The sequence below is a fragment of the Streptomyces cylindrosporus genome (assembly GCF_022698165.1).
Taxonomy (GTDB): domain Bacteria; phylum Actinomycetota; class Actinomycetes; order Streptomycetales; family Streptomycetaceae; genus Streptomyces; species Streptomyces cylindrosporus.
Genome location: NZ_JALDAY010000009.1, coordinates 33,717 through 59,194 on the forward strand (window position 1 = coordinate 33,717; position 25,478 = coordinate 59,194).

Consider the following 25,478-nt stretch of genomic DNA (forward strand, 5'->3'; position numbering starts at 1 on the left):
TGTTGGGTACGGCATCGGGCCGCCGACGGGTGGCTTCGACCCTCGTTCCAGACCGACTCAAGCGGCCCGCAGAATGCTCGGCGACGCCCTGGAGAAGTTTCGGCTTGAATAATATTTGAGGAGCCGTGGCTGCATGCATCGCGACGTAGTGATCAGCGGCATCGGTGTCGTCTCCCCGGGCGGCATCGGTGTCAAGCCTTTCTGGGACCTGCTCGTCTCCGGTCGCACGGCGACCCGTACCATCACCCGTTTCGACGCGTCGCCGTTCCGTTCCACGGTGGCTGCCGAATGCGACTTCGACGCGGCGGCCGAGGGGCTCGACCCGGAGGACGTCTCCCGGCTGGACCGGGCCACCCAGTTCGCGCTGGTCGCGGCGCGCCAGGCACTCAAGGACAGTGGGCTCGCGCCCGAAGAACTCGACCCCTGCCGCACTGGTGTCACCATCGGCAGCGCGGTGGGCTGCACCACCAGCCTGGAGCGCGAGTACGTGGCGGTCAGCCACGCGGGCCGCGACTGGCTGGTCGACCCGGACCGGGCCGTGCCCCACCTCTACGACTACTACGTGCCCAGTTCGATGGCCGCCGAGGTCGCCTGGGCCAGCGGCGCCGAGGGCCCGGTCCAGGTCGTCTCCACGGGCTGCACCTCGGGTCTGGACTCCGTCGGGCACGCGGTCCGGCTGATCGAGGAGGGCGTCAGCGACGTCATGATCGCGGGCGCCACCGACGCGCCCATCTCGCCGATCACCCTGGCCTGCTTCGACGCCATCCGGGCCACCACGCCCCGCAACGACGAACCGACCACCGCCTCCCGGCCCTTCGACCGGACCCGCAACGGCTTCGTCCTCGGCGAGGGCTGCGCGGTCTTCGTCCTGGAGGAACGCGAACACGCTCGTGCCCGCGACGCGCATGTCTACGCCGCCGTCGGCGGGTTCGCCTCCCGCTGCAACGCCTACCACATGACCGGACTGCGGCCCGACGGCAAGGAGATGGCCGCCGCCATCGCGGCGGCCCTCGACGAGGCGGGTGTCGCCCCGGACGCGGTCGACTACGTCAACGCCCACGGCTCCGGCACCAAACAGAACGACCGGCACGAGACCGCCGCGTTCAAACGGGCCCTGGGCGACCACGCCCGGCGTACGCCCGTCAGCTCGATCAAGTCCATGATCGGCCACTCGCTCGGCGCCATCGGCTCGCTGGAGATCGCGGCCTGCGCGCTGGCGATGGAGAACGGCGCCATCCCGCCGACGGCCAACCTGCATGATCCCGATCCCGAGTGCGACCTCGACTACGTGCCGCTCGTCGCGCGGGAGGCGGCGCTGGACACCGTGCTCACCGTCGGCAGCGGCTTCGGCGGCTTCCAGAGCGCGATGGTGCTCACCCGGCCCGGTCGGGTGGGCCGTTGAGCGCCGTCGCCGTCACCGGCATGGGCGTGGTGGCACCCAACGGCCTGGGCACCGAGGCGTACTGGAAGGCCACCCTCGCGGCTGTCTCCGGGATCGGCCGGATCACCCGGTTCGACCCCGAGCGGTATCCGGCGACGCTGGCCGGGGAGGTCGACCTCGACCCCACCGACCGGCTGCCGGGCCGTCTGATCCCGCAGACCGACCACTCCACCCGGCTGTCCCTGCTCGCCGCCGAGGAGGCGATCCGCGACGCCGGGATCGATGCCGGGGAGCTGCCGGACGACCAGGTGGGCGTGGTCACCGCCAGCAGCGCCGGGGGCTTCGAGTTCGGTCACCGCGAGCTGGACAAGCTGTGGCGCAAGGGTCCCGAATACGTCAGCGCCTACCAGTCGTTCGCCTGGTTCTACGCCGTCAACACCGGCCAGATCTCCATCCGGCACGGGCTGCGCGGACCCAGCGGGGTGCTCGTCGCCGACCAGGCCGGCGGGCTCGACGCGATCGCCCAGGCCCGCCGCCTGGTGCGGCGCGGGGTTTCCGCCGTGCTCACCGGGGCCGTCGACGGTTCCCTGTGCCCGTGGGGGTGGATCGCCCAGAGCAGCGGCGGCCGGCTCAGCGGCGCGGCCGACCCGGCGCTGGCGTACCGGCCGTTCGACGCGGAGGCGGACGGTTACGTGCCCGGCGAGGGCGGGGCGATCCTGGTCCTGGAGGAGGCGGACGGGGCCCGCGCCCGCGGCGCCGAACGGGTCCGCGGGTACGTCCTCGGCCACGCGGCCACCTTCGACCGGCGGCCGGACAGCGCGGCCCCCGATACCGGGCGCGGGCTGCGCCGCGCCGTCGAACTCGCGCTGGACGACTCCGGGTTGCGGCCCGACGACATCGATGTCGTCTTCGCCGACGCGGCCGGCACCCCCGCGCTCGACCGGGCCGAGGCCGCCGCGCTCACCGCGGTCTTCGGCGACCGTCCGGTGCCGGTGTCCGTGCCCAAGACGATGACCGGGCGGATGTGCGCGGGCGCCGGACCGCTCGACGTCGTCACGGCGCTGCTGGCCATCGAATCCGGGCAGATCCCGCCCGCGGTGCACACCAGCCCGGCCGCGCACTACGGACTCAATCTGGTCGTCGGCCGTCCGCTCACCCTGGCCGCCCGTACGGCCCTGATCGTCGCCCGAGGTTTCCACGGGTTCAACTCGGCCATGGTCGTAGGGGCCGCGGACTGATCCGGAGCCCCTCCCACGATCCCACGAAGGAGCACAGTCATATGTCGGAGCACATGCCAGAGCTGACCATCGACCGGCTCGCCCGCGTCATGCGCGAATGCGCGGGGGAGGACGAAGCCGCCGCTTTCGACGGTGACATCGCGCACGTGCCGCTCGCCGAACTGGGCTACGACTCGCTCGCCGTCATGGAGACGGCCGTGCGCCTGCAGAACGAGTACGGCGTGCACTTGACCGACGACGAGATCTTCGGCGTGGAGTCCCTCGCGGAACTGTTGGCGCTGGCCCGGCGCCAGATCCCCGCCGCCTCGTGACCGCGCCGTCTCGCCTGCGCGCTGCCGGGTGCGTGCGGCCTCCAGCGCGGTGTGCGACACCCCCCGAGGGAAGGGACAGCTGATGAAGGCACTGGTGCTGTCGGGAGGGTCGGGCACCCGGCTCAGGCCGATCACCCACACCTCGGCCAAACAACTCGTGCCGGTGGGCAACAAACCGGTGCTGTTCCATGGCCTGGAGGCCATCGCTGCCGCGGGGGTGCGGGAGACCGGCATCGTGGTGGGCGGGACCCGGGCCGAGATCGAGGCCGCGGTCGGCGACGGGTCGCGCTTCGGCCTCGACGTCACCTACCTGTGGCAGCCGGAGCCCAAGGGCCTGGCGCACGCGGTGAAGATCGCCCGGGACTACCTCGGGGACGACGACTTCCTCATGTATCTGGGGGACAACATCGTCGCCGACGGGGTCACCACGCTGGTGGAACGATTCCGCGTAGAGCGGCCCGCGGCCCGGATCATGCTGGCCAGGGTCCCCGACCCGCGGCAGTTCGGGGTCGCCGAACTCTCCGCCGACGGCCGGGTCGTCGCGCTCCAGGAAAAACCTCGCGAACCACGGAGCGATCTGGCCGTGATCGGCGTCTATCTCTTCAACTCCGTGATTCACAAGGCGGTCGCCGAGATCACACCGTCGGCGCGGGGCGAACTGGAGATCACCGACGCGATCCAGTGGCTCGTCGACCACGGTCTGCGGGTCGCCTCCACCATCACCACCGGCTTCTGGAAGGACACCGGGAACGTGCCAGATCTGCTCGCGGTCAACCGCGTGGTCCTGCAGCAGCTCGCCCCCGCCACGGACGGGGTGGTGCTCGGCAGCGAACTCGTCGGTAGGGTCGTCGTGGAGCCCGGCGCGCTGGTGACCGGCTCCCGGGTGGTGGGGCCCGCGATCATCGGCCCCGGCGCGGTGGTCACAGAATCCGCCATCGGCCCCTTCACGTCGATCGCCGCCGACTGCCGGATCACCGACAGCTGGATCGAGGACTCGATCGTGCTGCCGCGTGCGTCGATCACCGGAGTGCGGCGCATCGAGTCCTCCCTCATCGGACAGGACGTAGTGGTCACCCCCACGCCCGACCCGCCCCGAGGGCACCGCCTGGTCCTCGGCGATCACTGCAAGGTGGAGATCTCCTCATGACGCGACCGCGGATCCTCGTCACGGGCGGTGCCGGATTCATCGGTTCGCACTACGTCAGGACCCTGCTGTCCGGCGGCTATCCGGAGTTCGCCGACGCCCGCGTGACCGTCCTGGACCGGCTCACCTACGCCGGCAACCCCGCGAACCTGGACGGCTTCTCCTGCGACCTGGTGTGGGGCGACATCTGTGACCCCGAACTGCTCGCCAAGGTCGTGCCCGGCCACGACGTGGTGATCAACTTCGCGGCCGAGTCGCACGTCGACCGTTCGATCGTCGACGCCGCCGAGTTCGTCCGCACCAACGTGCTCGGCGTCCAGACGCTTTTGCAGGCGTGCCTGGAGGCGGGGACCGGGCGCGTCGTCCAGGTCTCCACCGACGAGGTCTACGGCTCGATCGAGACCGGTTCGTGGACGGAGGACGCCCCGCTCGCACCCCGCTCGCCGTACGCGGCGTCCAAGGCCGGCGGGGACCTGATCGCCCGCGCCTACGCCGTCACCCACGGGCTGCCGGTGTGCGTGAGCCGGTGCGGCAACAACTACGGGCCCCGCCAGTTCCCGGAGAAGATCATCCCGCTGTTCGTGAGCAACCTGCTGCAGGGCCGGAAAGTCCCGCTGTACGGCGACGGTGGAAATACTCGGGACTGGGTGCATGTCGACGACCATTGCCGGGGCGTGCAGACCATTGTCGAACGCGGGCAACCCGGGCAGGTCTACCACATTGCGGGCACCGCCGAGCTCACCAACAGGGAACTCGCCCAGCGACTCCTGGACGCTTGCGGCCGTGGTTGGGACATGGTGGAGTTCGTGACGGATCGCAAAGGCCACGACCGGCGCTACAGCCTCGATGACAGCAAACTCCGGGCGCTCGGGTATGCGCCGCGCACATCATTCTCCGAAGGCCTCGCGGACACGGTCCGCTGGTATGCCGACAATCTCCACCTGCACACCGATCGTCCGGCATGAGCCGGAGTGCGGCCGCCTCTCTGATGTTTCTTGCCGGTAGCTTTAGTTGAATGTTTCATTGCATTCGGCGCCGGGATTGTTCTTCTGTCGCTGCTAATATGCGGGCTCAATAGTTCGAAGGAACGGTGCATTTGTCGGCGGTCCTGTGTAATTGAGGAGTCGCCGGGTCAGGATAGGTTGGCAGTAGATCACCAGGGGTGGGCAATGAGGCTTGGCGTTCTGGGTACATTGACGGTAGAAGACGTCGAAGTGGCCGACATCTTGACGGCTCCCAAGCCGCGCAGTGTCCTGGCCATGCTCATGCTGCAGCCCGGTCGTGCGGTCTCCACCGCGTCGCTCATTCAGGAACTGTGGGACGAGTCCCCGCCGCGGAGTGCCGCGACCACTCTGCAAACTTACATTCTGAAACTCCGGCGAATGTTCCGTGGGATAGCGCAAGCAAACAATCTGCCGCCCCGGGAAGTCCTGGTCACCCGGGTCCCGGGCTATCTCCTGCAAGTGGACTCCGCCGCGCACGATCTGAGCGCTTACGAAAGCCTGGTCGCGCAGGGGCAGGCCTTGCTCGCCCAGGGTGACTACGAGCGGTCTCGGGACCTCCTGTCCCGCGCTCTCGGATTATGGAGAGGTGCACCGCTGAGCGACGTGAGACCCGGCCCCCTCCTGTATCCGCAGATCTGCGGTCTGGAGGAGAGCCGGCTGACGGTGACCGAAATGCGTATCGAGGCGGAGTTGCGCCTGGGGCATCACCACGCCGTTCAGCGGGAACTCGCGGTGCTCGTGGGGAGTCACCCGTTCCACGAAGGGATCCGCGTCATGCATATGCTCGCGCTTTTCCAGTCGGGGCGGTTGTCAGCGGCGCTGGAGTCATTCCATCAGTATCGGCATCACGTGGCCACGGAATTGGGTCTCGAACCCTCGCCTCGTATACGAGGGTTACAGCAGGCCATGTTATCCTTCGATCCGATGGCGGATTCGCTGGCCATTCTCGATCGTGTGTGAAACATTCGGTTAATTCTTGGCGGCTCGGCCTTTTTTCAGCGCGGTGACCGGTGATAAGGGCGGTAACCGCGGGCCAGAGCCAGGGGAGCCAGGAGCGCCGACAGACAGAGGTCGACCGCCGGGGGGCGGGGTGACACGATGCGGTACTCGTTGCGGAACGCGAATGTCAGCAGGGCGATCTGCAGCAACGGGCCGTCCGGGCCTATGCGGTGGTCCGCGGCCAGGCCCCAGAGGGTTTCGAACAGGCGCTCCGTCCGGAGGGCGGGGGTGGTGCGCCACATGACCCGGGCGTGGGCGGGGCCCGGGTTCCACAGCGTATGGGGGCAGCGAGGTGGGGTGAAAACGGTCTCGCCGGCGCTGTAGAGCTGCTCCGTGTCGGCCATCCGGACGGCGAGGGCGCCGTCGAGGATGTCCAGGCGCTCGTGTTGGCCGGGATGGTAGTGGATGGGCGGGCGGAAGGCAGCGGGGGCGAAGTCGACCTCCACCTCCAGGTATTCGCCGTTGGTGTCCGCGGCGGTGCGGTGGAAGGTGAGGGTGTCGTTGCCCAGGTGGAGGGTGTCGCCTGCGCGTGCCACGGGGGCTCCCGGGGGTGTTGTCTTGGGCGTGGGTTCATGGGGGTTCCGCCGCCTCGCGTTTTCCTTGGGGCGGGGCCGCCACGGGGGTGCCCGTACTCGGTCTGCCCTGGTGGGGTTGCCTGTGTTCTCTTGTGCCGGGCAGACGCTGCGGGTCGACACCCCCGTACTGTCAGCGCAGGCGGCCCACGCGGGGGAGGAAGCGGCCCACGGTGGACGCGTAGGCCCGGTACGCCTGGCCGTGGGTGTGCAGGAGGTACGGCTCCTCCACCGCCCTTACCTCCATCTCCATGGAGAGCCAGAGGAGTATCAGGCCGGCGGCCGAAACCGGGTTCGGGACCACCAGGGCTATGCCCAGCATCGTCACGAACATCGTGGTGTAGATCGGGTTGCGGACCCAGCGGAACGGACCGCCCATGACCAGGGCGGTTCGTTCACTCTGGTCCAGGCCCAGACGCCAGGACGGGCCCATCGAGGTCTGGGCCATGGCTGTGCCCAGGGTGCCCAGGAGGGCAAGGGCCGCGCCGGTCCACTGCAGGGGCCGGTGGTCCAGCGCGGCGATGGGGGACAGGCCCAGCAGAGCGGCTGCCGCTGCCGCTCCCTGCGCGCAGATTCCCGTTGTGCTGGCTACGCCCACCCAGAGCTGGAGGGGGCCGCTGCCCTTCGTGGTCAGGCGCAGGCCCGTGTCGCCCGTGCGGCGGGACTGGACCAGGACGCGGAGTACCGGGGCCAGCAGGACCCAGAGGACGAAGAGGGCGAGTGCGGTGAGGGCCATGCGCTCACTTCTTCTCTATGTAGCTGAGGGCGTTGAAGATCGTGCGGTTCGGGTCCGTGATGGCTCTGCGGCCGTGCATCACCCGGGTGTTGTCGATGACCACCACGTCGCCGTCCCGCCAGTCGATCTCCTCGGTCAGGCCGGCGGTGACCGACTCGACCTCGGCCAGGAGCGCGTCGGGCAGCGGGCTGCCGTCGGCGAACGTGATCGTCGGCTTCTCGTAGTTGTACGACGGGCCCAGCAAGCTGTTGGCGAAGGCGGTCCGGGAGCCGAAGAGGGTCGGGCCGGCGGCCGGGGTGCGGAAGGCGTACGTGATGCCGCCGTCCGGCTGCGCCGCTATGTCGGTGTCCGGTGTCGTCGACAGCAGGTTCTGGAGGTCCTCGATCGTGATGTCCTCCAGGGGGCGGGTCTTGTCGAGGAGGTGGTGGGTCATCGTCTTCCACTGGTGTTCCGCCACATAGCGGGCGTAGACGATGTCCTGGGCGGTGAAGGCCTCTCGGGCCGCAGCCGAGAGGGCGTCCCAGACCCGGTGGCCGTCGCAGACCGTCGTCTGGGAGCCCGTCCGTGCCGCCTTCGCGCAGTAGAACCAGACCAGGTGCGGGCGGAAGGGGTTGTTGCCGTTCTCGGTGTGCAGCCCGAGCGCGTCCGTGCCCGAGTCCACCTTCTGTGCCACCTCGGAGTAGAACTCGCGCGCCGGGTCGAGTGTGGTGGACGTGCTGGTGCGCTGGACCAGGGACGTGAAGGCCGCCAGGTCCGTGTGCGTGAAGCCGCGCAGCAGCAGGACGCCCGCGGTGGGCAGCAGGTTCTTGATCGTTGCCGGGGTCACGTCGTGGAGCGGGACGGTTGTGTCCGGTTCCACCAGGAGTCCTGTCCCGGTGCCGTACGCGGTGATCCTCATGGGGCCTCCTCTGTCAGCAGGGCGCGTACGCGGTCGCGACGGGGGCGGCCGGTGACGGTGAAGCAGGTGCTGTAGTCGTCGTCGTCGTCCGCCATGAGATGGATGACCGTGGGGCGTTCGACCTCGGAGAGCCGCTGTCTGCCGAACTCCTTGAGCTGGTCGCGGGCTTCTTCTCGGTCGACGGTTCGGTCTATGACGACCAGGGCGCGGGCCGTGTCCAGGCCGTCCGCGACGATCACGACCTCGCGGACGAACGGCAGCCGGCGGTACTGGGCCTCCACCCACTCCGGGGAGATGTTGCGGCCCGCCGCGGTGATCACGATGTTCTTGCGGCGGCCGGTGATGCGCAGATAGCCGTCCGCGTCGATCTCCGCCAGGTCCCCCGTGTGCAGCCAGCCCTCGTCGTCGACCACGAGGCTCGACGGGTCGGTGCCCGTGTATCCCGCGAACAGGGAGGGCGAGCGCACCAGCAGTTCGTGGTCGGTCGTCAGGCGTACCTCCACGTGGCCCAGCGGTCTGCCCACCGTGCCGAAGCGGACCTGGCCCGGGACGTTCCAGGAGACCACCGAGCTGTTCTCGCTGAGCCCGTAGCCCTCGTGGACCGTGATGCCGTACGTGTGCAGCCGGTGCAGGATGTCGGCCGGCACCGGGGCTCCGCCGCACGCCACGAAGACCGGGTCCTCGTGTCCGAACAGCCGTCTGTACCTTGCCTCTACGTCCTCGTTCGGCTCCTCGTCGCAGCGGGCCAGCAGCAGGGCCGCCATGGTGGGGGGCACCACCATCGCCGTTGGTCTCGCCGCTCGCAGGAGGGGTGACATGCGGGCCGCGGCGTCCGCCGCCGTTCCCACCAGGGCCGTGCCCGGGGGGAGGAAGACCACCCGGCCGCCCAGCAGGAGCGGCAGGTAGACCCCCGCCACCTGCTCGATCAGCAGGCTGAGGGGGACGATCGAGAGGTAGCGGCGGAACGCGGGTGCGTCTATGCGTTCCCGGAGGGACGTGAGGAGCGCCTCAAGGCCCTTGCGGCGGATCAGCACGCCCTTCGGCGCCGACGTGGTTCCCGATGTGTGGATCGTCTTTATCACCGCGTCCGTGGCCGGGGGCGCCGTCCGGGCGAAGGGGGTTTCTCGCGCCGCCTCCACCAGGGGCGCCGCCGCCAGTTCTCTGACCGGCAGCGCCTGGCCCCATTCCGCGAGTCTGCGGGTTCCCGGGGCGTCGGTCAGGCATGTGTCCGCTTCGGCCAGCAGTGCTGCCGCCTGCTGCGCGGTGAACGCCGTCGGGACCGGGATCTCCACCGCCCCCGCGAACAGCAGCGCCAGGTCGGCCACGATCCATTCCGCCGAGTTCTCCGCCAGCAGGCCCACCCGGGCCGGTCGGCCGAGCTCGGCCGAGAGGGCCCGGATCTCCTGGGCCAGAAGCTGGGCCCCGCTCATGATCTGGCGGCCCGTCCATACGGTCGGGGGGCCGCCGTCGGCTGCCAGGACCTCGATCAGGGGCGTGTCGTCCTCGTACCGGGCCTGGAGTTCGGTCAGCAGGTCCATGCATCAGGGCCGTTCGGGGACCGCGCAGTCGATCATGTGTAGGTAGGGGCCCACGGGGTGGACGTCCGTGACGACCAGGCCCGCCTCGGCCACCAGGCGCAGCAGCGACTGCCGCAGGTGCTTGCGGCCGTTGACGTTGAGGAGCAGCAGGAGGTCCATCGTGGTGGTGAAGCCGGTCTCGGGGCTGCCGTCGACCAGGTTCTCGATCACGACGACCCGGCCGCCCGGCCCGGCCGCCCCGGCGACGTTGCGCAGGGTCGCCACCGTGGACTCGTCGTCCCACTCCAGGACGTTCTTCAGGATGAAGACGTCCGCCGCCACCGGCACCGCCTCCCGGCAGTCGCCCGTGACCAGGCTCGCCCGATCGCCGAACAGGCCGCCCTCGCGCAGCCGGGGGTCCACGTCGTCGAGAGCGCCGGGCAGGTCGAACAGCACGCCGCGGACCTCGGAGTCCTCACCGAGGATTGTGGTGAGGAGATCGCCGTGGCCGCCCGCGACATCCACCACGGTCACCGGGCCGCGTATGTCCAGGGCCTCGGCGATCGACTGCGACGACAGCCGGCTGGCCTGCGTCATCGCCCGGTTGAACACCTCGGCGGAGTCGGGCGCGTCCTCGTACAGGTAGGTGAAGAAGTCCTTGCCGTGCACCTCGGCGAAGACGCCCTTGCCGGTGCGTACGGCATCGGCGAGCTGCGGCCACACCGACCAGGTCCAGGGCTCGGTCGCCCACAGGACCATGTCGCGCAGGCTGCGCGGGGTGTCGGTGCGCAGCAGCCGCGAGGTGGCGGTGTGCACGTACCGCTCGCCCTGCGCCGCGAACACCCCGTGGGTGGTCAGGGCCCGCAGGAGCCGGTCGAGGGTGCCGGGTTCGGCGTTGACCGCGGTGGCGAGCTGGGCCGCGGTGGCGGGCTCGTCGCCGAGCGCGTCGGCGACACCCAACTGGGCGGCGGCGCGCAGGGCGGCGGCCTGACCGGCTGCCAGAGCGAGTTTGCGGAGGGTGGTCACGGCTTCGTGAACGGGTGCGACAGTCATGGCCCGAGCATCCGCACCCCCGCTCTACGGGCACTGGAACCCAGGTGGAGACCGGCCCTGAACTGCTCCGCCGCGAGTCAAGGCCCGGTCGAGAGCCGTGCGCCACCGTGGCACCACTCAGTGCCGGTCCCGCGCTCCACCAGCGGCCGGCCGCCCTGGATGCCGAGGGGACTGTACGTGACCAACACCGACCAGGACGTTTTGCCCGGCCTCAAGGGGCGGGTTGCTCTGATCGTGGGCGCCACACGGGGCGTGGGGCGAGCCGTCACCGAGAAGTTGCTCGCCTCGGGCTGCGACGTCATCGCGAACTACGCCCACTCCGACGCGTCGGCCGCTCAACTCGCCGCCGATGTGGCCTCGTTGCCCGGCAACCTGTCCGTGGTGCGGGCCGACGCCCGGCAGCGGCCGGAACTGGTCGGGCTGCTGGAGGGCGTCCGGCGTGAGCACGGGCGGCTCGACCTGCTCGTGCACGCGGTTTCCTCGGCGCACACGATGCCGCCGCTGGACATCCGCCTCGAGGCGTTGTTCGAGGACACCGCCGCCGCCGTGGTGCCGCTGGCCGTCTCGGCCGGGATCGCCGCCCGGTTGATGCCCGAGGGCGGGCGCATCGTGGTCGTGTCGGCGAGTGTCGCCCGGGCCGTGGCGCCCCAACTGGTGAGTCTCGGCGTGGCCAAGGCTGGGCTTGAGGCCCTGGTGCGGTTCCTCGCCGTCGAGCTGGCCGGCCGGGGCATCACCGTCAACGCCGTGTCCGCCTCGAAGCTCGACAAGGGGCCCGGGACCGTTCGGCCCGAGGCACTGCGGGCTCTTGGCGCCCGCACCCCCGCGGGGCGGCTCGCCACCCCGCGGGACGTGGCCGACGCCGTCGCGCTGCTCTGCCTGCCCGAGGCCCAGTGGATCACCGGCCAGGTGCTCTCGGCCGACGGCGGCCTCGGCCTACTGGCGTAAGGAGCCCACGTCATGGAACAGCGAACCGACGTCTGCGTGGTCGGCGGCGGCCCCGCCGGGCTGACCCTGGCCCTCCTGCTGCTGCGCTCGGGCCTCGCCGTCACCGTCGTAGAGCGCAGCGCCACCCTGCGGCGGGAGTACCGGGGCGAGATCCTCCAGCCCGGCGGCCTCGCCGTCCTGGACGAGATCGGTGTGCTCAAGGGGGCCGCCGCGCGCGGCTCCTACCCCCTGGAGCGGTTCCGGCTCGTCGAGCACGGCCGCGTCCTGATGAACTTCGCGTACGACCGCCTGCGGCCGCCGTACAACTACCTGCTCAGCCTGCCGCAGGCGCATCTGCTCGCCGAACTCCTGGACAGCTGCGCGCAGTGGCCGAAGTTCCGGTACGCCGTGGCGCGGGCGGGCGGGCTGGTGCGCGAGGGCGGGGCGGTGCGCGGGGTGCACGTCAAGGGCCGGGAAGCCGCGTACACCATCCGGGCCGCCTGTGTGGTCGGGGCCGACGGGCGGCACTCGCAGGTGCGTCGGCTCGCCGGTCTGGACAGCGGCAGGATGGAGATCTTCGACCAGGACGTGGCGTGGTTCCGGCTGCCGGGCGCCCACCGGCTCGGCGAGGTCATGGTCAACCGGGCGGGCGGCAACCCCGTCCTCGTCTACGACTCCTACCCGGACGCCCTCCAGGTCGGCTGGACGCTGCCCAAGGGCGCCTGGCAGGAGCTGGCACCGCGGGGCATCGCCGCGATCCGGGACCGTATCGTCGCGGCCGTCCCGCAGTTCGCGGACCTCGTGACCGCCTCGCTCCGCGGCTTCGCCGACGTGTCGCTGCTCGACGTGTTCGGCGCCAACGCGCCCGTGTGGACCGCCGACGGCCTCGTCCTCATCGGGGACGCGGCGCACACGCACGGACCGCTCGGCGCGCAGGGCATCAACCTCGCCGTGCAGGACGCCGCCCTCCTCCACCCGGTGCTGGCGTCCGCCGTCCGCGACGGAGACACCTCGGCCGCCCGGCTCGGGCGGTTCGAGCGGACGCGGCGGCCACAGGTCGAGGCCGTCCTGAAGTTCCAGGCGGTGCAGAGCCGGATGATGCTCTCCGCCGACGGCCTGGCCACCTTCCTGCGGCCCAGGATCGCCCGCCTGGTCATGCGGACCCCGGTGGGCGCCAAGCTCACCAACCGTGTCGCCTTCGGCCACCCCGGCATCCGCGTGGCCAGCGAGTTGTTCACCGCCGACCAGAAGGACTGAGTGCCGATGAGACTGATCGACCTGTCGTCGCCCGTGGACGCCGCAGGCTGGGAACCCGAACCGGTGACCCACCAGGTGACCACCCCCGCCGAGGGCGCCCGGCACATGGCCGAGGAGATGCGCGAGCACTTCGGCATCGACTTCGACCCCGCCGTCCTCGACGACGGCGAACTCCTGTCCATCGACACCCTGAGCCTCACCTCGCACACCGGCACGCACATCGACGCGCCCTCCCACTACGGCACCCGCGCCTCGTACCGCGACGGTCCGCCCCGCACCATCGACGAACTGCCCCTGGAGTGGTTCCACCGCCCGGCGGTCGTGCTCGACCTCACCGACGCGCCCCCCGGCGCGGTCGGCGCGGACCGCGTCCAGGCCGAACTCGACCGACTGGGCGTCCCGGTGGCCCCCTTCGACATCGTGCTGCTGCGCACCGGCGCCGACCGGTGGGTGGGCACCGAGAAGTACTTCACCGACTTCACCGGACTCGACGGCCCCGCCGTCCACCTCCTGCTCGACCTGGGCGTCCGGGTCATCGGCACCGACGCGTTCAGCCTCGACGCCCCCTTCGGCGACATCCTGCGGCGCTACCGGGAGACCCAGGACCGCTCGGTGCTCTGGCCCGCCCACTTCGCCGGGCGCGACCGGGAGTTCTGCCAGATCGAGCGGCTGGCCGGGCTGGACCTGCTGCCCCGGCACGGCTTCACCCTCTCGTGCTTCCCCATCAAGATCGCCGGAGCGGGGGCCGGGTGGACCCGGGCCGTCGCCTTCCTCGACGACGACCGTGACGACAGCGAGGCCATCACCTCATGACGACTGACTCCTCTACGGCCGCCTCCGCCACCGTGGCGGGCTACGACCTCGTCCAGCAGCCGGACGTGTCCACCCGCCAGCGGCTCATGCTGCTCGCCAACGGTCAGCGTTTCTCCGCCGTCGTGTACGCGCTGGCGGAGCTGAACGTGGCCGACCAGCTGGCCAAGGGCCCCCGCCCGGTCGCCGAACTCGCCGCCGCGGTCGGCGCCGACGAAGGCGCGCTCTACCGGCTGCTGCGCTGCGCGGCGCTGCTGGGCGTGTTCACCGAACTCGACGGGCGCCGCTTCGCGCTCACCCCGATCGCCGAGGGGCTGCGCACCGACCTGCCCGACGGGGTGCGCGACGCCGTCCTGCTCGACGGCTCCGACTTCTTCTGGAACTCCTTCGGCATGATCCTGCACTCGGCCCGCACCGGCCGGCCCGCCTTCGACGAGCGGTACGGCACCTCGTTCTGGACCCACCTGAACGACGACCCGGCGGCCGGCGCGGTCTTCGACGACGCGATGACCACCATCAGCCGCCGCCTCGGCGGACTCTTCCTGGACCGGCTCGACTTCACCCGCTTCCCCCGCCTCGCGGACGTGGGCGGCGGCCGGGGCTACTTCCTCGCCGAGGCACTGCGCCGCAACCCCGGCAACCGCGGTGTCCTCTTCGACCGCCCCCAGGTCGTGGCCACGGCACCGGACCTGCTCGCCGAGCGCGGGGTGGCCGACCGGGTGGAGGTCGTCGGCGGCGACTTCTTCGCCGACGCGCTGCCCACCGGGTGCGACGGGTACGTGCTCAAGACCGTGCTGCACGACTGGCCCGACGACAAGGCGGTAGCGATCCTGCGCCGGGTGCGGGAGGCCATCGGCGACGGGAGCGGCCGGCTCCTCGTGCTCGAACAGGTCGTCGCGCCCGGCAACACCTGGGACACCGCCAAGTTCCTGGACATCGACATGCTCGTGGTGATGGGCGGACGGGAACGCAACCTCGACGAATGGCGGGAGTTGCTGTGGGCCGGGGGGTTCGAGCTGGAGTGCGACGACGACGCCGTCGGGTGGGCGGTCCTGGAGGGGCGCCCACGGTGATCGCCTCGACCCGCGTGCCTCGCACGGGGCACGCCCCCTGACAACTACGGAGGACACATGACCGACACCACCCTCGACGCCGCCCTCGAAACGCCCCGCACGATCGAGTCCCTGAACGCCGAGGTCCAGCAGTTCTACGCCCGCCACATGCATCTCCTCGACAGCGGCCGGGCCGAGGAGTGGGCGCGGACCTTCACCGAGGACGCCGTGTTCGCCCCCGAGCACCGGCCCGAACCCGTCGTCGGGCGGGCCGCCCTGACCGCCGCCGTACGTGCCGCGTACGAGGGACTGGTGGCCGCGGCGGAGGTGCGACGGCACTGGCACGGGATGGTCGCGGTCGAGCCGCAGCAGGACGGTTCACTGCACGTGCGGTGCTACGCCCTCATCGTCGGTACGACGGTGGGTGCCGACCCGGTGCTCAAGATGAGCTGCGTGTGCGAGGACGTCCTGGTGCGCGGGCAGGACGGCGAACTGAAGGTGCGCGAGCGCCGGGTCACCAAGGACGGTGTCGCCGCTCCCCGTTGAGACTCCCCGCGGCAGAGAGGGCGCCCACCTCGGTGGGCCCCCTCTGACGTATGACTCTCGGCCTTTTTTGACTCAGCGTCGATTTTCGATCCTTTGTCAGCCATACTTTTCCCATGCGTACTGTGCAACGGAAAGCGCAGGAAGTAGCTGCGCGCGAGCGGATGTTCGTCGGTCTGGCCCTGGAGATGGTCAAGCGGGTGGGGTTCCACAACCTGACCCTGGGCAAGCTGGCCACCGAGGCCGGCTACTCCAAGGGGACGGTCTACAACCACTTCACCTGCCGCGAGGACCTCCTGATCGAGCTGTCCACGGAGAACGCACGGCAGCAGCTGCGGTACTACCAGGCCGTCGCCGACCTGCCGCTCGGCGGGGTGTCGGCGCTGTACGCCCTGGCACTCGCCTACCTGCGCCACGCGGAGGTCTCCCCGGTGCTGTTCGAGAGCAGCATCACCGCCCGTACCGAAGCCGTCTGTGCGCTGGCCTCCGAGGAGCGGATGCGGCGGCGCGACCTGGTCGAGAGCCAGATGGCGCAGGTCGTCAGCTCGGTGGTGGACCGCACGGTGACGGAGCGCGCGTTCGACAACGCGCACCTGACGCCCGACGTCGCGGTGGACGCGCTGCGGTCCAGCATCCTCGGCTACGCCGCGACCCACCTGCTGTCCGAGCGGTTCCTGTGGTCCACGGAGCGCGACGCCGAGAGCCAGCTGCTGACGCTGGCCGCCATGGTGCACGGGCTCGGCTGGCCCTACCTCGGGCTCGACGAGCTGCGCGCGCTCCAGCGGACCGTCGTCGGGGTGGTCGACGGGTCCCCCTCCGACGTCTACGTCGGGTAGCGGGCATGACGAGAGGCGCCCTCCCGCGGGGGGCGCCTCTTTACCGATCTCCCCGTTGCCGCCAGTGGAATGACTACTTGTCAAAAAACGACTGGTAGTCATAATATGGTTCGCGAACGCTCCGACAGGAGTGTGCGCGTAGCGAGCGGAGGGGACCGGGATCGTGCCCATCACCATCGGCCGTCGTGGCAGTGCCCTGTGGCAAGCGTGTGCGGATCTTGCCCGTGACCGTTATGAACGCGACTACCAGGCCCGTATAGCACCGTCCCCCGACCTCTTCATCGCGCTGTGCGCGAGCGGTATGGGCGGGGGTGCGGACGTGACGCCGTCGGCCTGCGCGGGGCTCACCTACGGCGGGAAGCGGCGGCTCCTCATCGAGAACTACCTCGGGGACACCGCCGCCGACGTCATCGGCCGGCGCACCGGCGTGAGCTGTGAGCCGACCAGCATCGTCGAGGTCGGACCGCTGGCCGCCGCCAACGAGGGCTCCGGCCTCGAACTGCTGCGGATGCTCCCCGCGCTCTGCTGGTGCAACGGCGCGGAGTTCGCGCTGTGCACGATCACGCGCCCGCTGTCCGTCATGCTGGCCCGGATCGGTGTCGACTTCGTCCCGCTGGCCGATGCCCGCGAGGACCTGCTGCCCGAGGAGCAGCGGGGCCACTGGGGGACGTACTACGACACGGCCCCCCAGGCCGGTTACGTCGACCTGCGCCGCTTCGGCGCGGAGATCTCCCAGCGGGCGGAGATGGGCTATCACCTCGCCGTGACCTGGGGCCAGGGGGCGACCGCCCCGGCGGGTGCGCGGTGACCGCGGTCCCCGTCGCGACGGCCGCCGAGGTCACGGCGGGGATCACGGCAGACGGCTGCGGCAGTGCCACGGGTGGCCGCTCCCGCGATACTGCCGCAGCCGGGTCCTTCAATACCGCCTGACCGCGCGTCGCGTCAGTGGGCGTGCTCCTCGACCAGGTCGTACAGGTCGGCGTCCGGGGTCGCGAGGCCCGCGAGGGCGCGCACCCGAGTCCTGAACTCCTCGCTCTGCACCGCCTTCTTGTGCGATTCGGCGGCATCCCACCGGGCGGTCTCCACGAACACATCCGGCTTGCTCAGCGACCGGAACATCTCATGCCCGAGGAAACCCGGCTGGGCCCGCATGAACTCGCTGACCCCGGCGATCGCGCGCCGGAAGTCGGCCACGTCGCCCGTCACCGTGAACTTGTTGATCAGAGTCACCATGGTTGTGCTCCCTGTCTGTTCGCCTGTTCCGCTCTACTGCGTGAGCAGGTCCTGGAGGAACTCCCGCAACTCGGTGCGCCGGACCTTCCCGCTGCCAGTCCGGGTGATCTCCGTGACCTCCCGGATGTGCCGGATGCGCTGGAAGTACGGCAGCTCCTCGTTCACCTGCGCCGCGATCGCCTCCAGCGCGCTCTGGCCCGTCACCCCCTTCGGTACGACCAGGGCCCCCGCCACGGCGCCGCTGAACCGGTCCGGGCAGTCGACGACCACGCAGTCCGCCACGGCGGGATGCCCGAGCAGGACCCGCTCGACCTCGTTGGGCGACACCAGCCAGTTGTCGCACTTGAAGACGTCCTTGAGCCGGTCGACGACGAACAGGTAGCCGTCGCTGTCCAGGTAGCCGACGTCACCGGTGTTGAACCACCCCTCGTCGTCCAGGGCCGAGCCGTCGCTCTCGCCGAGGTAGCCCCGCATGAGCTGGGGGCCGCGCACCTGGATCTCGCCCCGCGTGCCCGGCTCCAGCAGCTTGCGCGTGACCAGGTCCACGATCCGGCACTCGGCGCCGGGCACCGTCGGCCCGCACGACCCCGGCTTCGGCCGGTGCGGCCGGTCGCAGTGGGTCATGGGGGAGGTCTCGGCCAGGCCGTACCCCTGCAGGACGGGGATCCCGAACTGGTCGCTCAGCGCCCGCGTCGCGGACACCGGCAGCGCGGAGCCGCCGGAGAACACCGCCCGCACGGTCTTCAGGCGCAGTCCGGGCAGGACCGGATCGGCGGCCAGCCGGCTCAGCCGCATCGGCAGGCTGTAGTAGACGTTCGCGCGGACGGCGTTGGCGGTATGCACCGAGGCCGCCAGGTCGGGGTCCGTGCACAGCACCTGGGTGGCGCCCGCGTGCAGCGCGGAGTTGAGGTGCATCGGATGGTAGGTCGGCAGGTGGTTGACCGTGACCGAGCCGGAGACCAGGCCGTGAGCCCACACCGTCTGTGCGGCGTTGACGGCCAGGTTGTCGTGGGTCTGCCGAACTCCCTTCGGGGCGCCGGTCGTTCCGCTGGTGAAGTGGATGGTGGCCACGTCGTCGGGCTGCACGGGCGGAGCCGACCGCAGCGGCGGCGCGTCCCACAGCTCCTCCCCGTCCAGGCCCAGTACGGGCACCCCGGCGGGCAGCCGGCCCGCGAGCGCGGCCGGGGCGATCACCAACTCGGCACCGCTCGCGGCGAGCAGATGCGCGATCCCCTCCTCGCGCAGCAGGGGGATGACGGGGACGACGACGTTGCCCGCGCGCAGCGTCCCGTAGTAGGCGACGGCGAAGGCCGGGCTCAGCACGGAGGCGATCGCCACGATCCGGCCGGGGCCGCCGACCAGGGACCGGACGCGCTCGGCGCACCGGTCCACCCGGCGGTCCAGCTCCGCGAAGTCGAGCAGTTCGCCGCGGTCCGTGCGGATCGCCGTACCGCCCGGGTCGGCCGCCGCCGCCCGGCGCGGCAGGTCGTCCAGGCGCGCCACGCTGTCAAGCACGCGCACGCTCCTCCGCGTACTCCTTGGACAGGCGCAGGTTGGTCATGCTGTTGGTGCTGAGCACCCGGCGCAGGTAGCGGCGGGCGTCCTCGACCGTGGTGCCCTCGCCCAGCACCGGCAGCGCCGCCGGCTTGATCACCGCGACATGGCGGGACTCGACGACGACCCCCTCCCGGGTCTCGGTGAACAGCCAGTGGCCGGTGTGCGCGTCGAGCAGGGCGGGCAGGCCGATCTGCTTGTAGACGATCTTCGTGTGCGGGAAGCAGATCCGTACCGACCGCGTGGTGTGCGGGGCGCCGTCCGAGGTGGTGGTGTCCATGTCGAAGAACTGGATGTTCGGCACGTCCTCGGTCATGTCGATCCGCGACACGTGCGTGAGCCGCTCCGGCCAGCGGTCGGCCTCGTACAGGATCCGGTACGCGTCTTCGGCCGAGCCCGCGGCGAACAGCGGGTCCCGGAAGTCAACGACCAGGTCGGCCAGTTGGTGGCGGTTTGCGGCGGCCTGCGTGACGGTGCGCAGCAGGTCGAGCCGGGCGCCCTCGGCGCGGGCGGCGGCCTTCGGGTCGGCCAGGGCGGAGGCGTCCTGGCGCAGTTCGACCTCGGTGCGGTCCTCGGATACCGGGTGCAGCACCCACGCGCCGCTCACCCCGGCGAGGGTCGAGCCGGGGGCGTCCTCGAACTCGATCCGCAGCCCGCCCGGATCCAGCGACCGGTGCTGGGTCCGCGACCACACCTCCTCCGCGCCGGTGATGCTCCAGATCGTCACGGAGTCCTCGCCCGTGCCGCGCGCGGTGCGTTCGGCGTGCACGACCGTGGGCGACAGGTAGGAGAGCGGATCGGGGTCGGCGATCAGGTCGAAGACGAGGTCGGCGGGGGCGTCGACGGCGACCGTCTCACCGGCACGGGTGATTTCGGTGTTGACCACAGTGTTCCTTCCGAGTGGGAGCGACGGACCGGCTGGGGCGTACGGCTGGGTCAGCCGCGCCCGACCAGAGAGACCAGCTCGCCGGTGATGTTGCGGTTGGCCGGTGAGCAGTAGAAGACGATGAGCCGGGCGACCTCCTCGGGCGTCCCGAGCCGCCCGGTGGGCATCGCCGCGGCGGCCCGTTCCAGGACGGCCGAGGGCAGCGCCCGCAAGGCGTCCTCGGTGGTGGTGAGCCCGGGACTGACGACGTTCACGAGGACGTCGTCGGGCCCCGCGTCGCGGGCGAGGCTGAGCGCGAAACCGTGCAGCGCCGCCTTCGCCGCCGTGTAGATCTCCTGGCCGGCCTGCCCGCGCGTGGCCAGGTGCGAGGAGATCAGAGCGATCCGGCCGTGGCCCCGGTCGCGCATACCGGCGAGCGCCGTCTGCACAGTGCGGAGGGTGGCGGTCAGGTTGTCGCGCAGGACCGCGCTCCAGTCCGCCGGGTCGAGGTGTTCGAACCCGGGTTCCGGTCGCCGCGCGGGCCGCCGTACCGCGTTCGCCACCAGGACGTCGACCTGGCCGAAGTGCCGCTCCACGGCCGGGACCAGGTCCTCGACCGAGCCGGGGTCGGCCAGGTCGTAGCGCACCGCGAGCGCCCGCTCGGGCCCGCCCAGCTCCGCCACGAGGCCGTCCGCGTCGTCCTGGGCGGCGGCGAAGGTCAGCGCGACCCGCGCGCCCTCGGCGGCGAAGGCGCGCACGGTGGCCGCCCCGATGCCGCGGGTGCCGCCGGTGACCACGACGACCTGGTCCTTCAGTTGGAGATCCACGACCGCTCCTCAGTCAGGTCAGCGATGCCGGTTCGGTCACGTCAGCCGTGTCGGTCAGCCGCAGTGGCGCCAGTGCTCCGGTGAGTGCCTCCCGGGTCAGCGACCGGCCGCGGGCGAGTACGTAGCCGTCCGGCCGCACCAGCAGCCAGCCGCCCGCGGCCAGCCCGAGCCGGCGCCCGACCCGGCCGCCGGCGTCGGGGATCACCGCGGGGTCCGCAGAGGCGGCGTCGGGGGTGACCCGCAGCACCGACAACCAGGCCCCGTGGGCGCGTTCGGCGTGCCGCGCGGTCTCCCCGACGCCCGGATCGGCGGTGTCCGGGGCCACGAGCAGCAGCCAGCGCGGTGTGCGCAGCGCCGCGAGGAGCGCGGGCCAGCCCCCGTCCACCAGGTCCGCCTCGGTGACCTCGCAGACCCGGGCACCCGGCCTGGGGCCCGTACCGCCGTGATCCCCGGACGGCGACAGGGACCCGGTCGCGTACGACAGCAGCAGGCCGGACATCCCGCCGAGCATCTCCCGCTGCATCCGTCGGCGGACCGGCGCCACCCGGCTCACCACACCGAAGATCACCGGCAGCGCCAGGTCGGTGAATCGGCTGCGCAGTTCGATCATCCGCGTGGCCTGCCGGGCGGAGTCGAGCAGCGCCCGGCCGACCGGAACCCGTTCGGCGCTGTAGCTGTCGAGCAACTCGGGGCGGGCGTGGCCGTCGACCACCATCGCGAGCTTCCAGCTCAGGTTCACGGCCTCCTGGATCCCGGTGTTCATGCCCTGGCCCGAGGCCGGACTGTGCACGTGCGCCGCGTCCCCCGCGACCAGGCATCGCCCCACGCGCATGGCCGGGACCATCCGCTGCTGCGCGGTGAACCGCGACACCCAGGTCGGCGTCCCGATCCGTACCGCCGCGCCGATGCCGTAGCTCAGTTTGCGCGCGAAACGGTCGGCGAGGCGGTCGGGGTCGCCGTCGTAGTCGACGTCCGCGGTGTCGAGCAGCCGCCAGCGGCCGTCGGCGAGCGGGACCGCCATCAGGGTGCCGCCCCGGGTGCGCACCCAGTAGATGCTGTTGGGCGGCAGGTCGGTGGTCATCGGCGCGTCGGCGAGCAGCCAGGTCTGCTGGGCCTCGCCGGTCAGCGGCAGGTCCAGGATCTTGCGTACAGTGCTGTGCCCGCCGTCGCAGCCGACCAGCCACGGCACGGACAGGGTTTCGGTGCTGCCGTCCGGGCGGCCGAGGGTGACGGCGACGTGCTCGTCGTCCTGCTCCAGGTGCTCCAGGCGCGTGCCCCACTCGACGGGCACCCCGAGGTCGGCCAGGGCCCCCCGGAAGACGTCCTCGGTGGCGGTCTGCTCGATCGCCAGGGTGAAGGGGAAACGGGTCGGCATCGTCGAGTAGTCGGCGTCCAGCCGCGCCAGCCGGCGGCCGTCCTGGAACAGGGTGAACGCCCGGATCTCCTGGCCGCGCTTGATCATCGCCTGCACCAGGCCCATCTGGTCGTACAGTTCGAGCGTCCGCGGGTGGGTGGCGATGGCGCGGCTGGTGGCGACGGGTTCGCCGCGCGCCTCGATCAGCCGTACGGCGACACCGCGGCGGACGAGTTCGTGCGCTGCGGCGAGCCCGACCGGTCCGGCGCCCACCACGAGTACCTGCGGAGGTCGCGCTTCTGGCGTCCGTGACATCTGTTCCCCTCCCGAGGGCGGCGGCCGGTGTGTCTGCTGACGGCTTTCCGGTGGCGACGGTGCTCGTCAGGCTCGGTCGTGGTGCCGCCGGGCCGTCCGCCGTCAGCTTGATCGGCCCGCCTTGAGTCGGTCTCGACGCCTGGTGGACGGGCGCGTTGGCCATGTGCCCGAAGACCGTGGCCGCTTCGGTCCACGCCCCCTCCAGCGCCTCTTGAGCCGGGCCGGGAAACGTGTTGGTCATGCGAATGACCAGGAATGGATTCCTCCGCCGGTCGGTACGCCGGCTGGGACGTGTCCTCGGGGACGGGCTGATCGCGCTGGGGCTGACCGCCGGGCTGATGCCCCCGGACCTCTGCACCTGGACCGGAGCGGTCGAGAGCGGGAATGAGGAGGTTCGATGAGCACCGATGTCGTGGTGGTGGGCGGTGGCCCGGTGGGGCTCATGCTCGCCGCCGAACTGCGGCTGGGCGGCGCCGGGGTGGTCCTCCTGGAACGGCTCTCCGAGCCGAGCAGACACTCCCGCGCCTTCCGCATGCAGGCCCGGATGCTGGACGTGCTCTCCCAGCGCGGTCTGCTCGAACAGTTCACCGACGGCAACCGGACCTGGCCCAAGGCCCATTTCGCGGGCCTGGAACCCCTCCTGGACTTCGCACACCTCGGCAACGAGCACCCGTACGCCCTGCTGATCCCCCAGGCACGTACGGAGGAACTGCTGGAGAAGCACGCGCTGGCCCTCGGGGTGGAGATCCGGCGGGGCCACCGGCTGACCGGCCTCGACGACGCGCCCGACGCGGCGGTGTGCACGGTCGAGTCACCGGCAGGGGAGTACCGGCTCGACTGCTCGTACGTCGTGGGGTGCGACGGCGGCCGCAGCACCGTCAGGAAGCTCGGCGGCGTCGGCTTCACCGGGTCCACGCCCACGGTCCGTGCGCTGCTGGGCGACGTGGAACTCGCCGACCCCGGTCAACTGCCCAACGGCGTACCGGGAACCATGCGCACGCCCGCCGGGCTGCTCATGGCGATCTCGGTGCAGCCCGGCGTGACCCGGGTGCTCACCACCGAGTTCGTGGCGCCGGAGCCGGGGTCCGAGCGGCAGCCGGTGACCCTGGACGAACTGCGCTCCACCGTGCGCCGGATCACCGGCCGCAGCATCGGCCTCGACCGGCCGCAGTGGCTGTCGCGGTTCACCGACACCACCCGGCTTGCCGATCGGTACCGCTCGGGCCGGGTGCTGCTCGCGGGCGACGCGGCCCATGTGCATTTCCCCATCGGCGCGCAAGGCCTGAACCTGGGGCTGGGCGACGCCGTGAACCTCGGCTGGAAGCTCGCCGCCGTGATCGCGGGCTGGGCACCACCGGGTCTGCTGGCCACCTACGAGGCGGAACGCCGCCCCGTCGCGCAGCGGGTGCTGCGCGAGACGCGGGTGCAACTCGCCCTCATGGACAGCGACCCCAAGGTCGACCCGCTGCGCGAGACCTTCTCCGAACTGCTCGCCCTGCCCGCCGTCAACAGCCGTCTCGCGCACGAGACGACGGGCCTGGACGTGCGCTACGAGCTGCCGCCCGGCCGCTACACCCACGAGGTCCTCGGCCGCCCCTGCCCGCCGCTCACCGGGTCGGTCCGCGACGAGACCAACGCGTTGCTGCGGGCAGGTCGCGGCGTCCTGATCCTGCCGGACGGCCTGGAGCGGGCGGCGACGGCCGCGGCGGGATGGCGGCACCGGGTGGGCGTGGTCGAGGCCAAGGGCCCGGGGCTGCTGCTGCGGCCGGACGGGCACGTGGTGTGGACGACGCCGGGGCCGGGCGTTCCCGAGGGAGACGCGGTCCTTGAGCTCGCCGACGCGCTGGCGCGCTGGTTCGGGGCTGAGACCTCGGCCCAGCGGTGACCCGTGCCGGGCGAGAGGGCTGGGTGAGAGGGCTGGGCGCTGAGGCCGGGGGAGAGGGCAGAGCGATGGGGCCGGCCGACCGGGCGGGGTGAAAGGGCGGGGCGCAGGGAGCGGAGCGCAAGGGCTGGGGGCGGCCACCCCAGTCCTCCCGGCTCGGCTCAGTCGGCCGCGCGCGTGCCGGTGAAGGCGATCGACATCAGCGTGGCCTTGGCCTTGCCCGTCATCGTGTCGCCGGCGACCGTCGCGCCGCACTTGACCTTCAGCTTGATCGGTTCGGTGATCCTGGCGACGAACTTGATCTCGTCGCCGTTGAGTTGACCGTCCTCTATCGGCGTGCCGTTCAGCTCGCCGGTGAGGGCGCCCGACGCCGTGTCGAGCACCAGCTCGGCCTGCTGCTCGCCGGCGGGGGTGTCGAACGTGATGGTCCAGGTGCCGTCCACTGCCATGGCAGGTTGTTCCCTTCGTGTCGGATGGATCCCTCGGATCGTTCGGATCACTTGGATCGCTCGCAAGGAGTGTGCGGGGACGGCCTGACACCGCCCTGACACGCGCCCGACACGGAACGCGCGCGAGACCCGCACACGCAGCGTTCCCCCGTTCCCCGAAGGAAGCCAAGGGGACCGTCCTGGCCGAGGACCCCTACGCCTCGTCCACTGCGGCCGTCGACCAGGGCGCCATCGCCTACCTCGCCCGAGGCCTGGCGGACAAGAAGACGCCCGACGGCGGCAAGCTCTGGGAGTTCGGCGTCATCGGCCACTGCCCCGGCAGCGACAAGCTGACCGCGAAGGTCGCCGACGCGATCCGCACCTGGGACCGCGAGTACCGCGGCCGCGAGGCCACCTTCGAGATCCACCCCCTCGGCGCCCCTGCCACCGAGCAACACCCCGGGCTCTTCGTCGTCGACACCCTGCTCAACCGCATCGTCATCGACTGGCAGTAAGAGCGTCCCCGCAGGCAACCGCCCATGAGTCAGGGGCGGCACCTCCCCGGCCCGGTGTCGCCCCGCATGTTCACGCCCTCTCGCCAACACCGCCGGGGGAAACCATGGATCCAAACGGCCCGATGGCCAAACGCTTCCCGCTGGGCGCCCGCTTCCGCCCGGCCCGCCTGCCTCTCCCCGACCGCGTACGCTCCCTCTCCGAGATCGCGGAAAGAGCAGCGTCAGGGAGC

General features: G+C 71.3%; 25 protein-coding genes and 1 pseudogene. 15 read left to right on the plus strand and 11 right to left on the minus strand.

What is annotated here, in order from left to right; genetic code table 11:
• Window positions 1-133 precede the first annotated feature (133 nt).
• The 6 genes from MQP27_RS28570 to MQP27_RS28595 all read left to right on the plus strand — a co-directional run bounded on the left by MQP27_RS28570 (window position 134) and on the right by MQP27_RS28595 (window position 6,038).
• Entirely contained in the window at window positions 134-1,402 is a 1,269-nt protein-coding gene (locus MQP27_RS28570; RefSeq protein ID WP_242768819.1) for a beta-ketoacyl-[acyl-carrier-protein] synthase family protein, read from the plus strand.
• Complete coding sequence (locus tag MQP27_RS28575) at window positions 1,399-2,619, plus strand: ketosynthase chain-length factor (protein ID WP_278196678.1); 1,221 nt, start codon at window positions 1,399-1,401, stop codon at window positions 2,617-2,619. Before MQP27_RS28570 ends, MQP27_RS28575 begins: the two co-directional genes overlap by 4 nt.
• Window positions 2,620-2,660: 41 nt before the next feature.
• Window positions 2,661-2,930 carry an acyl carrier protein gene (locus tag MQP27_RS28580; protein WP_242768820.1) on the plus strand — a complete coding sequence of 90 codons (270 nt, stop codon included), beginning with the start codon at window positions 2,661-2,663 and terminating at the stop codon, window positions 2,928-2,930.
• An 82-nt stretch (window positions 2,931-3,012) separates the two neighbouring features.
• Entirely contained in the window at window positions 3,013-4,077 is a 1,065-nt protein-coding gene (locus tag MQP27_RS28585) for a glucose-1-phosphate thymidylyltransferase (protein WP_242768821.1), read from the plus strand.
• A complete protein-coding gene (rfbB, locus tag MQP27_RS28590; RefSeq protein ID WP_242768822.1) occupies window positions 4,074-5,039 on the plus strand; it encodes a dTDP-glucose 4,6-dehydratase in 966 nt (321 codons plus the stop codon). Before MQP27_RS28585 ends, rfbB begins: the two co-directional genes overlap by 4 nt.
• 249 nt (window positions 5,040-5,288) lie before the next feature.
• Window positions 5,289-6,038: an AfsR/SARP family transcriptional regulator gene (locus MQP27_RS28595; RefSeq protein ID WP_242768823.1), complete on the plus strand. Its 750-nt coding sequence runs from the start codon at window positions 5,289-5,291 to the stop codon at window positions 6,036-6,038.
• Between the two features lie 35 nt (window positions 6,039-6,073).
• Here MQP27_RS28595 and MQP27_RS28600 read toward each other — a convergent pair whose 3' ends face one another.
• The 5 genes from MQP27_RS28600 to MQP27_RS28620 form a co-directional block, all read right to left on the minus strand.
• A complete protein-coding gene (locus MQP27_RS28600; RefSeq protein WP_242768824.1) occupies window positions 6,074-6,613 on the minus strand; it encodes a cupin domain-containing protein in 540 nt (179 codons plus the stop codon).
• A 169-nt stretch (window positions 6,614-6,782) separates the two neighbouring features.
• Window positions 6,783-7,385 carry a methyltransferase family protein gene (locus tag MQP27_RS28605; RefSeq protein ID WP_242768825.1) on the minus strand — a complete coding sequence of 201 codons (603 nt, stop codon included), beginning with the start codon at window positions 7,383-7,385 and terminating at the stop codon, window positions 6,783-6,785.
• A gap of 4 nt (window positions 7,386-7,389) precedes the next feature.
• Entirely contained in the window at window positions 7,390-8,283 is an 894-nt protein-coding gene (locus MQP27_RS28610; protein ID WP_242768826.1) for a TauD/TfdA family dioxygenase, read from the minus strand.
• Window positions 8,280-9,821 carry an AMP-binding protein gene (locus MQP27_RS28615; RefSeq protein WP_242768827.1) on the minus strand — a complete coding sequence of 514 codons (1,542 nt, stop codon included), beginning with the start codon at window positions 9,819-9,821 and terminating at the stop codon, window positions 8,280-8,282. The genes MQP27_RS28610 and MQP27_RS28615 overlap by 4 nt, the downstream gene beginning before the upstream one ends.
• A gap of 3 nt (window positions 9,822-9,824) precedes the next feature.
• Window positions 9,825-10,853, minus strand: coding sequence for a methyltransferase (locus tag MQP27_RS28620; RefSeq protein ID WP_242768828.1), 1,029 nt, complete (start codon window positions 10,851-10,853; stop codon window positions 9,825-9,827).
• Window positions 10,854-11,030: 177 nt separating this feature from the next.
• Here MQP27_RS28620 and MQP27_RS28625 point away from each other — a divergent pair, with 177 nt between their 5' ends.
• The 7 genes from MQP27_RS28625 (at window position 11,031) to MQP27_RS28655 (ending at window position 17,083) form a co-directional block, all read left to right on the plus strand.
• Entirely contained in the window at window positions 11,031-11,798 is a 768-nt protein-coding gene (locus tag MQP27_RS28625; RefSeq protein WP_242768829.1) for an SDR family oxidoreductase, read from the plus strand.
• A gap of 12 nt (window positions 11,799-11,810) precedes the next feature.
• Window positions 11,811-13,034: an FAD-dependent monooxygenase gene (locus MQP27_RS28630; protein ID WP_242768830.1), complete on the plus strand. Its 1,224-nt coding sequence runs from the start codon at window positions 11,811-11,813 to the stop codon at window positions 13,032-13,034.
• Window positions 13,035-13,040: 6 nt separating this feature from the next.
• Window positions 13,041-13,847: a cyclase family protein gene (locus MQP27_RS28635; protein WP_242768831.1), complete on the plus strand. Its 807-nt coding sequence runs from the start codon at window positions 13,041-13,043 to the stop codon at window positions 13,845-13,847.
• A complete protein-coding gene (locus MQP27_RS28640; protein ID WP_242768832.1) occupies window positions 13,844-14,917 on the plus strand; it encodes a methyltransferase in 1,074 nt (357 codons plus the stop codon). Before MQP27_RS28635 ends, MQP27_RS28640 begins: the two co-directional genes overlap by 4 nt.
• Before the next feature lie 57 nt (window positions 14,918-14,974).
• A complete protein-coding gene (locus MQP27_RS28645; protein ID WP_242768833.1) occupies window positions 14,975-15,442 on the plus strand; it encodes a nuclear transport factor 2 family protein in 468 nt (155 codons plus the stop codon).
• Window positions 15,443-15,555: 113 nt separating this feature from the next.
• On the plus strand, window positions 15,556-16,275 hold the full coding sequence (locus MQP27_RS28650) for a TetR/AcrR family transcriptional regulator (RefSeq protein ID WP_242768834.1): 720 nt from the start codon (window positions 15,556-15,558) through the stop codon (window positions 16,273-16,275).
• Window positions 16,276-16,438: 163 nt separating this feature from the next.
• On the plus strand, window positions 16,439-17,083 hold the full coding sequence (locus MQP27_RS28655) for a thermostable hemolysin (protein WP_242768835.1): 645 nt from the start codon (window positions 16,439-16,441) through the stop codon (window positions 17,081-17,083).
• Between the two features lie 134 nt (window positions 17,084-17,217).
• Here MQP27_RS28655 and MQP27_RS28660 read toward each other — a convergent pair whose 3' ends face one another.
• From MQP27_RS28660 to MQP27_RS28680, 5 genes are read right to left on the minus strand one after another with little or no spacing between them, the layout of a single operon-like run.
• On the minus strand, window positions 17,218-17,508 hold the full coding sequence (locus MQP27_RS28660) for an antibiotic biosynthesis monooxygenase family protein (RefSeq protein WP_242768836.1): 291 nt from the start codon (window positions 17,506-17,508) through the stop codon (window positions 17,218-17,220).
• A 33-nt stretch (window positions 17,509-17,541) separates the two neighbouring features.
• Window positions 17,542-19,023 carry a class I adenylate-forming enzyme family protein gene (locus MQP27_RS28665; RefSeq protein ID WP_242768837.1) on the minus strand — a complete coding sequence of 494 codons (1,482 nt, stop codon included), beginning with the start codon at window positions 19,021-19,023 and terminating at the stop codon, window positions 17,542-17,544.
• A complete protein-coding gene (locus MQP27_RS28670; RefSeq protein ID WP_242768838.1) occupies window positions 19,016-19,948 on the minus strand; it encodes an SRPBCC family protein in 933 nt (310 codons plus the stop codon). The genes MQP27_RS28665 and MQP27_RS28670 overlap by 8 nt, the downstream gene beginning before the upstream one ends.
• Before the next feature lie 50 nt (window positions 19,949-19,998).
• Entirely contained in the window at window positions 19,999-20,754 is a 756-nt protein-coding gene (locus tag MQP27_RS28675) for an SDR family NAD(P)-dependent oxidoreductase (RefSeq protein ID WP_242768839.1), read from the minus strand.
• A 13-nt stretch (window positions 20,755-20,767) separates the two neighbouring features.
• Window positions 20,768-22,381, minus strand: coding sequence for an FAD-dependent monooxygenase (locus MQP27_RS28680; protein ID WP_242768840.1), 1,614 nt, complete (start codon window positions 22,379-22,381; stop codon window positions 20,768-20,770).
• 439 nt (window positions 22,382-22,820) lie between these two features.
• Between MQP27_RS28680 and MQP27_RS28685 the strand changes: the two genes are divergently transcribed.
• Entirely contained in the window at window positions 22,821-24,308 is a 1,488-nt protein-coding gene (locus tag MQP27_RS28685; protein ID WP_242768841.1) for an FAD-dependent monooxygenase, read from the plus strand.
• Window positions 24,309-24,466: 158 nt separating this feature from the next.
• Here MQP27_RS28685 and MQP27_RS28690 read toward each other — a convergent pair whose 3' ends face one another.
• Window positions 24,467-24,754: a hypothetical protein gene (locus MQP27_RS28690; RefSeq protein ID WP_242768842.1), complete on the minus strand. Its 288-nt coding sequence runs from the start codon at window positions 24,752-24,754 to the stop codon at window positions 24,467-24,469.
• Between the two features lie 155 nt (window positions 24,755-24,909).
• On the opposite strand from MQP27_RS28690, the pseudogene MQP27_RS28695 reads away from it, so the two are divergent.
• Window positions 24,910-25,248: pseudogene (locus MQP27_RS28695) on the plus strand (methyltransferase, FxLD system); the annotation flags it as partial.
• Window positions 25,249-25,478: the final 230 nt, after the last annotated feature.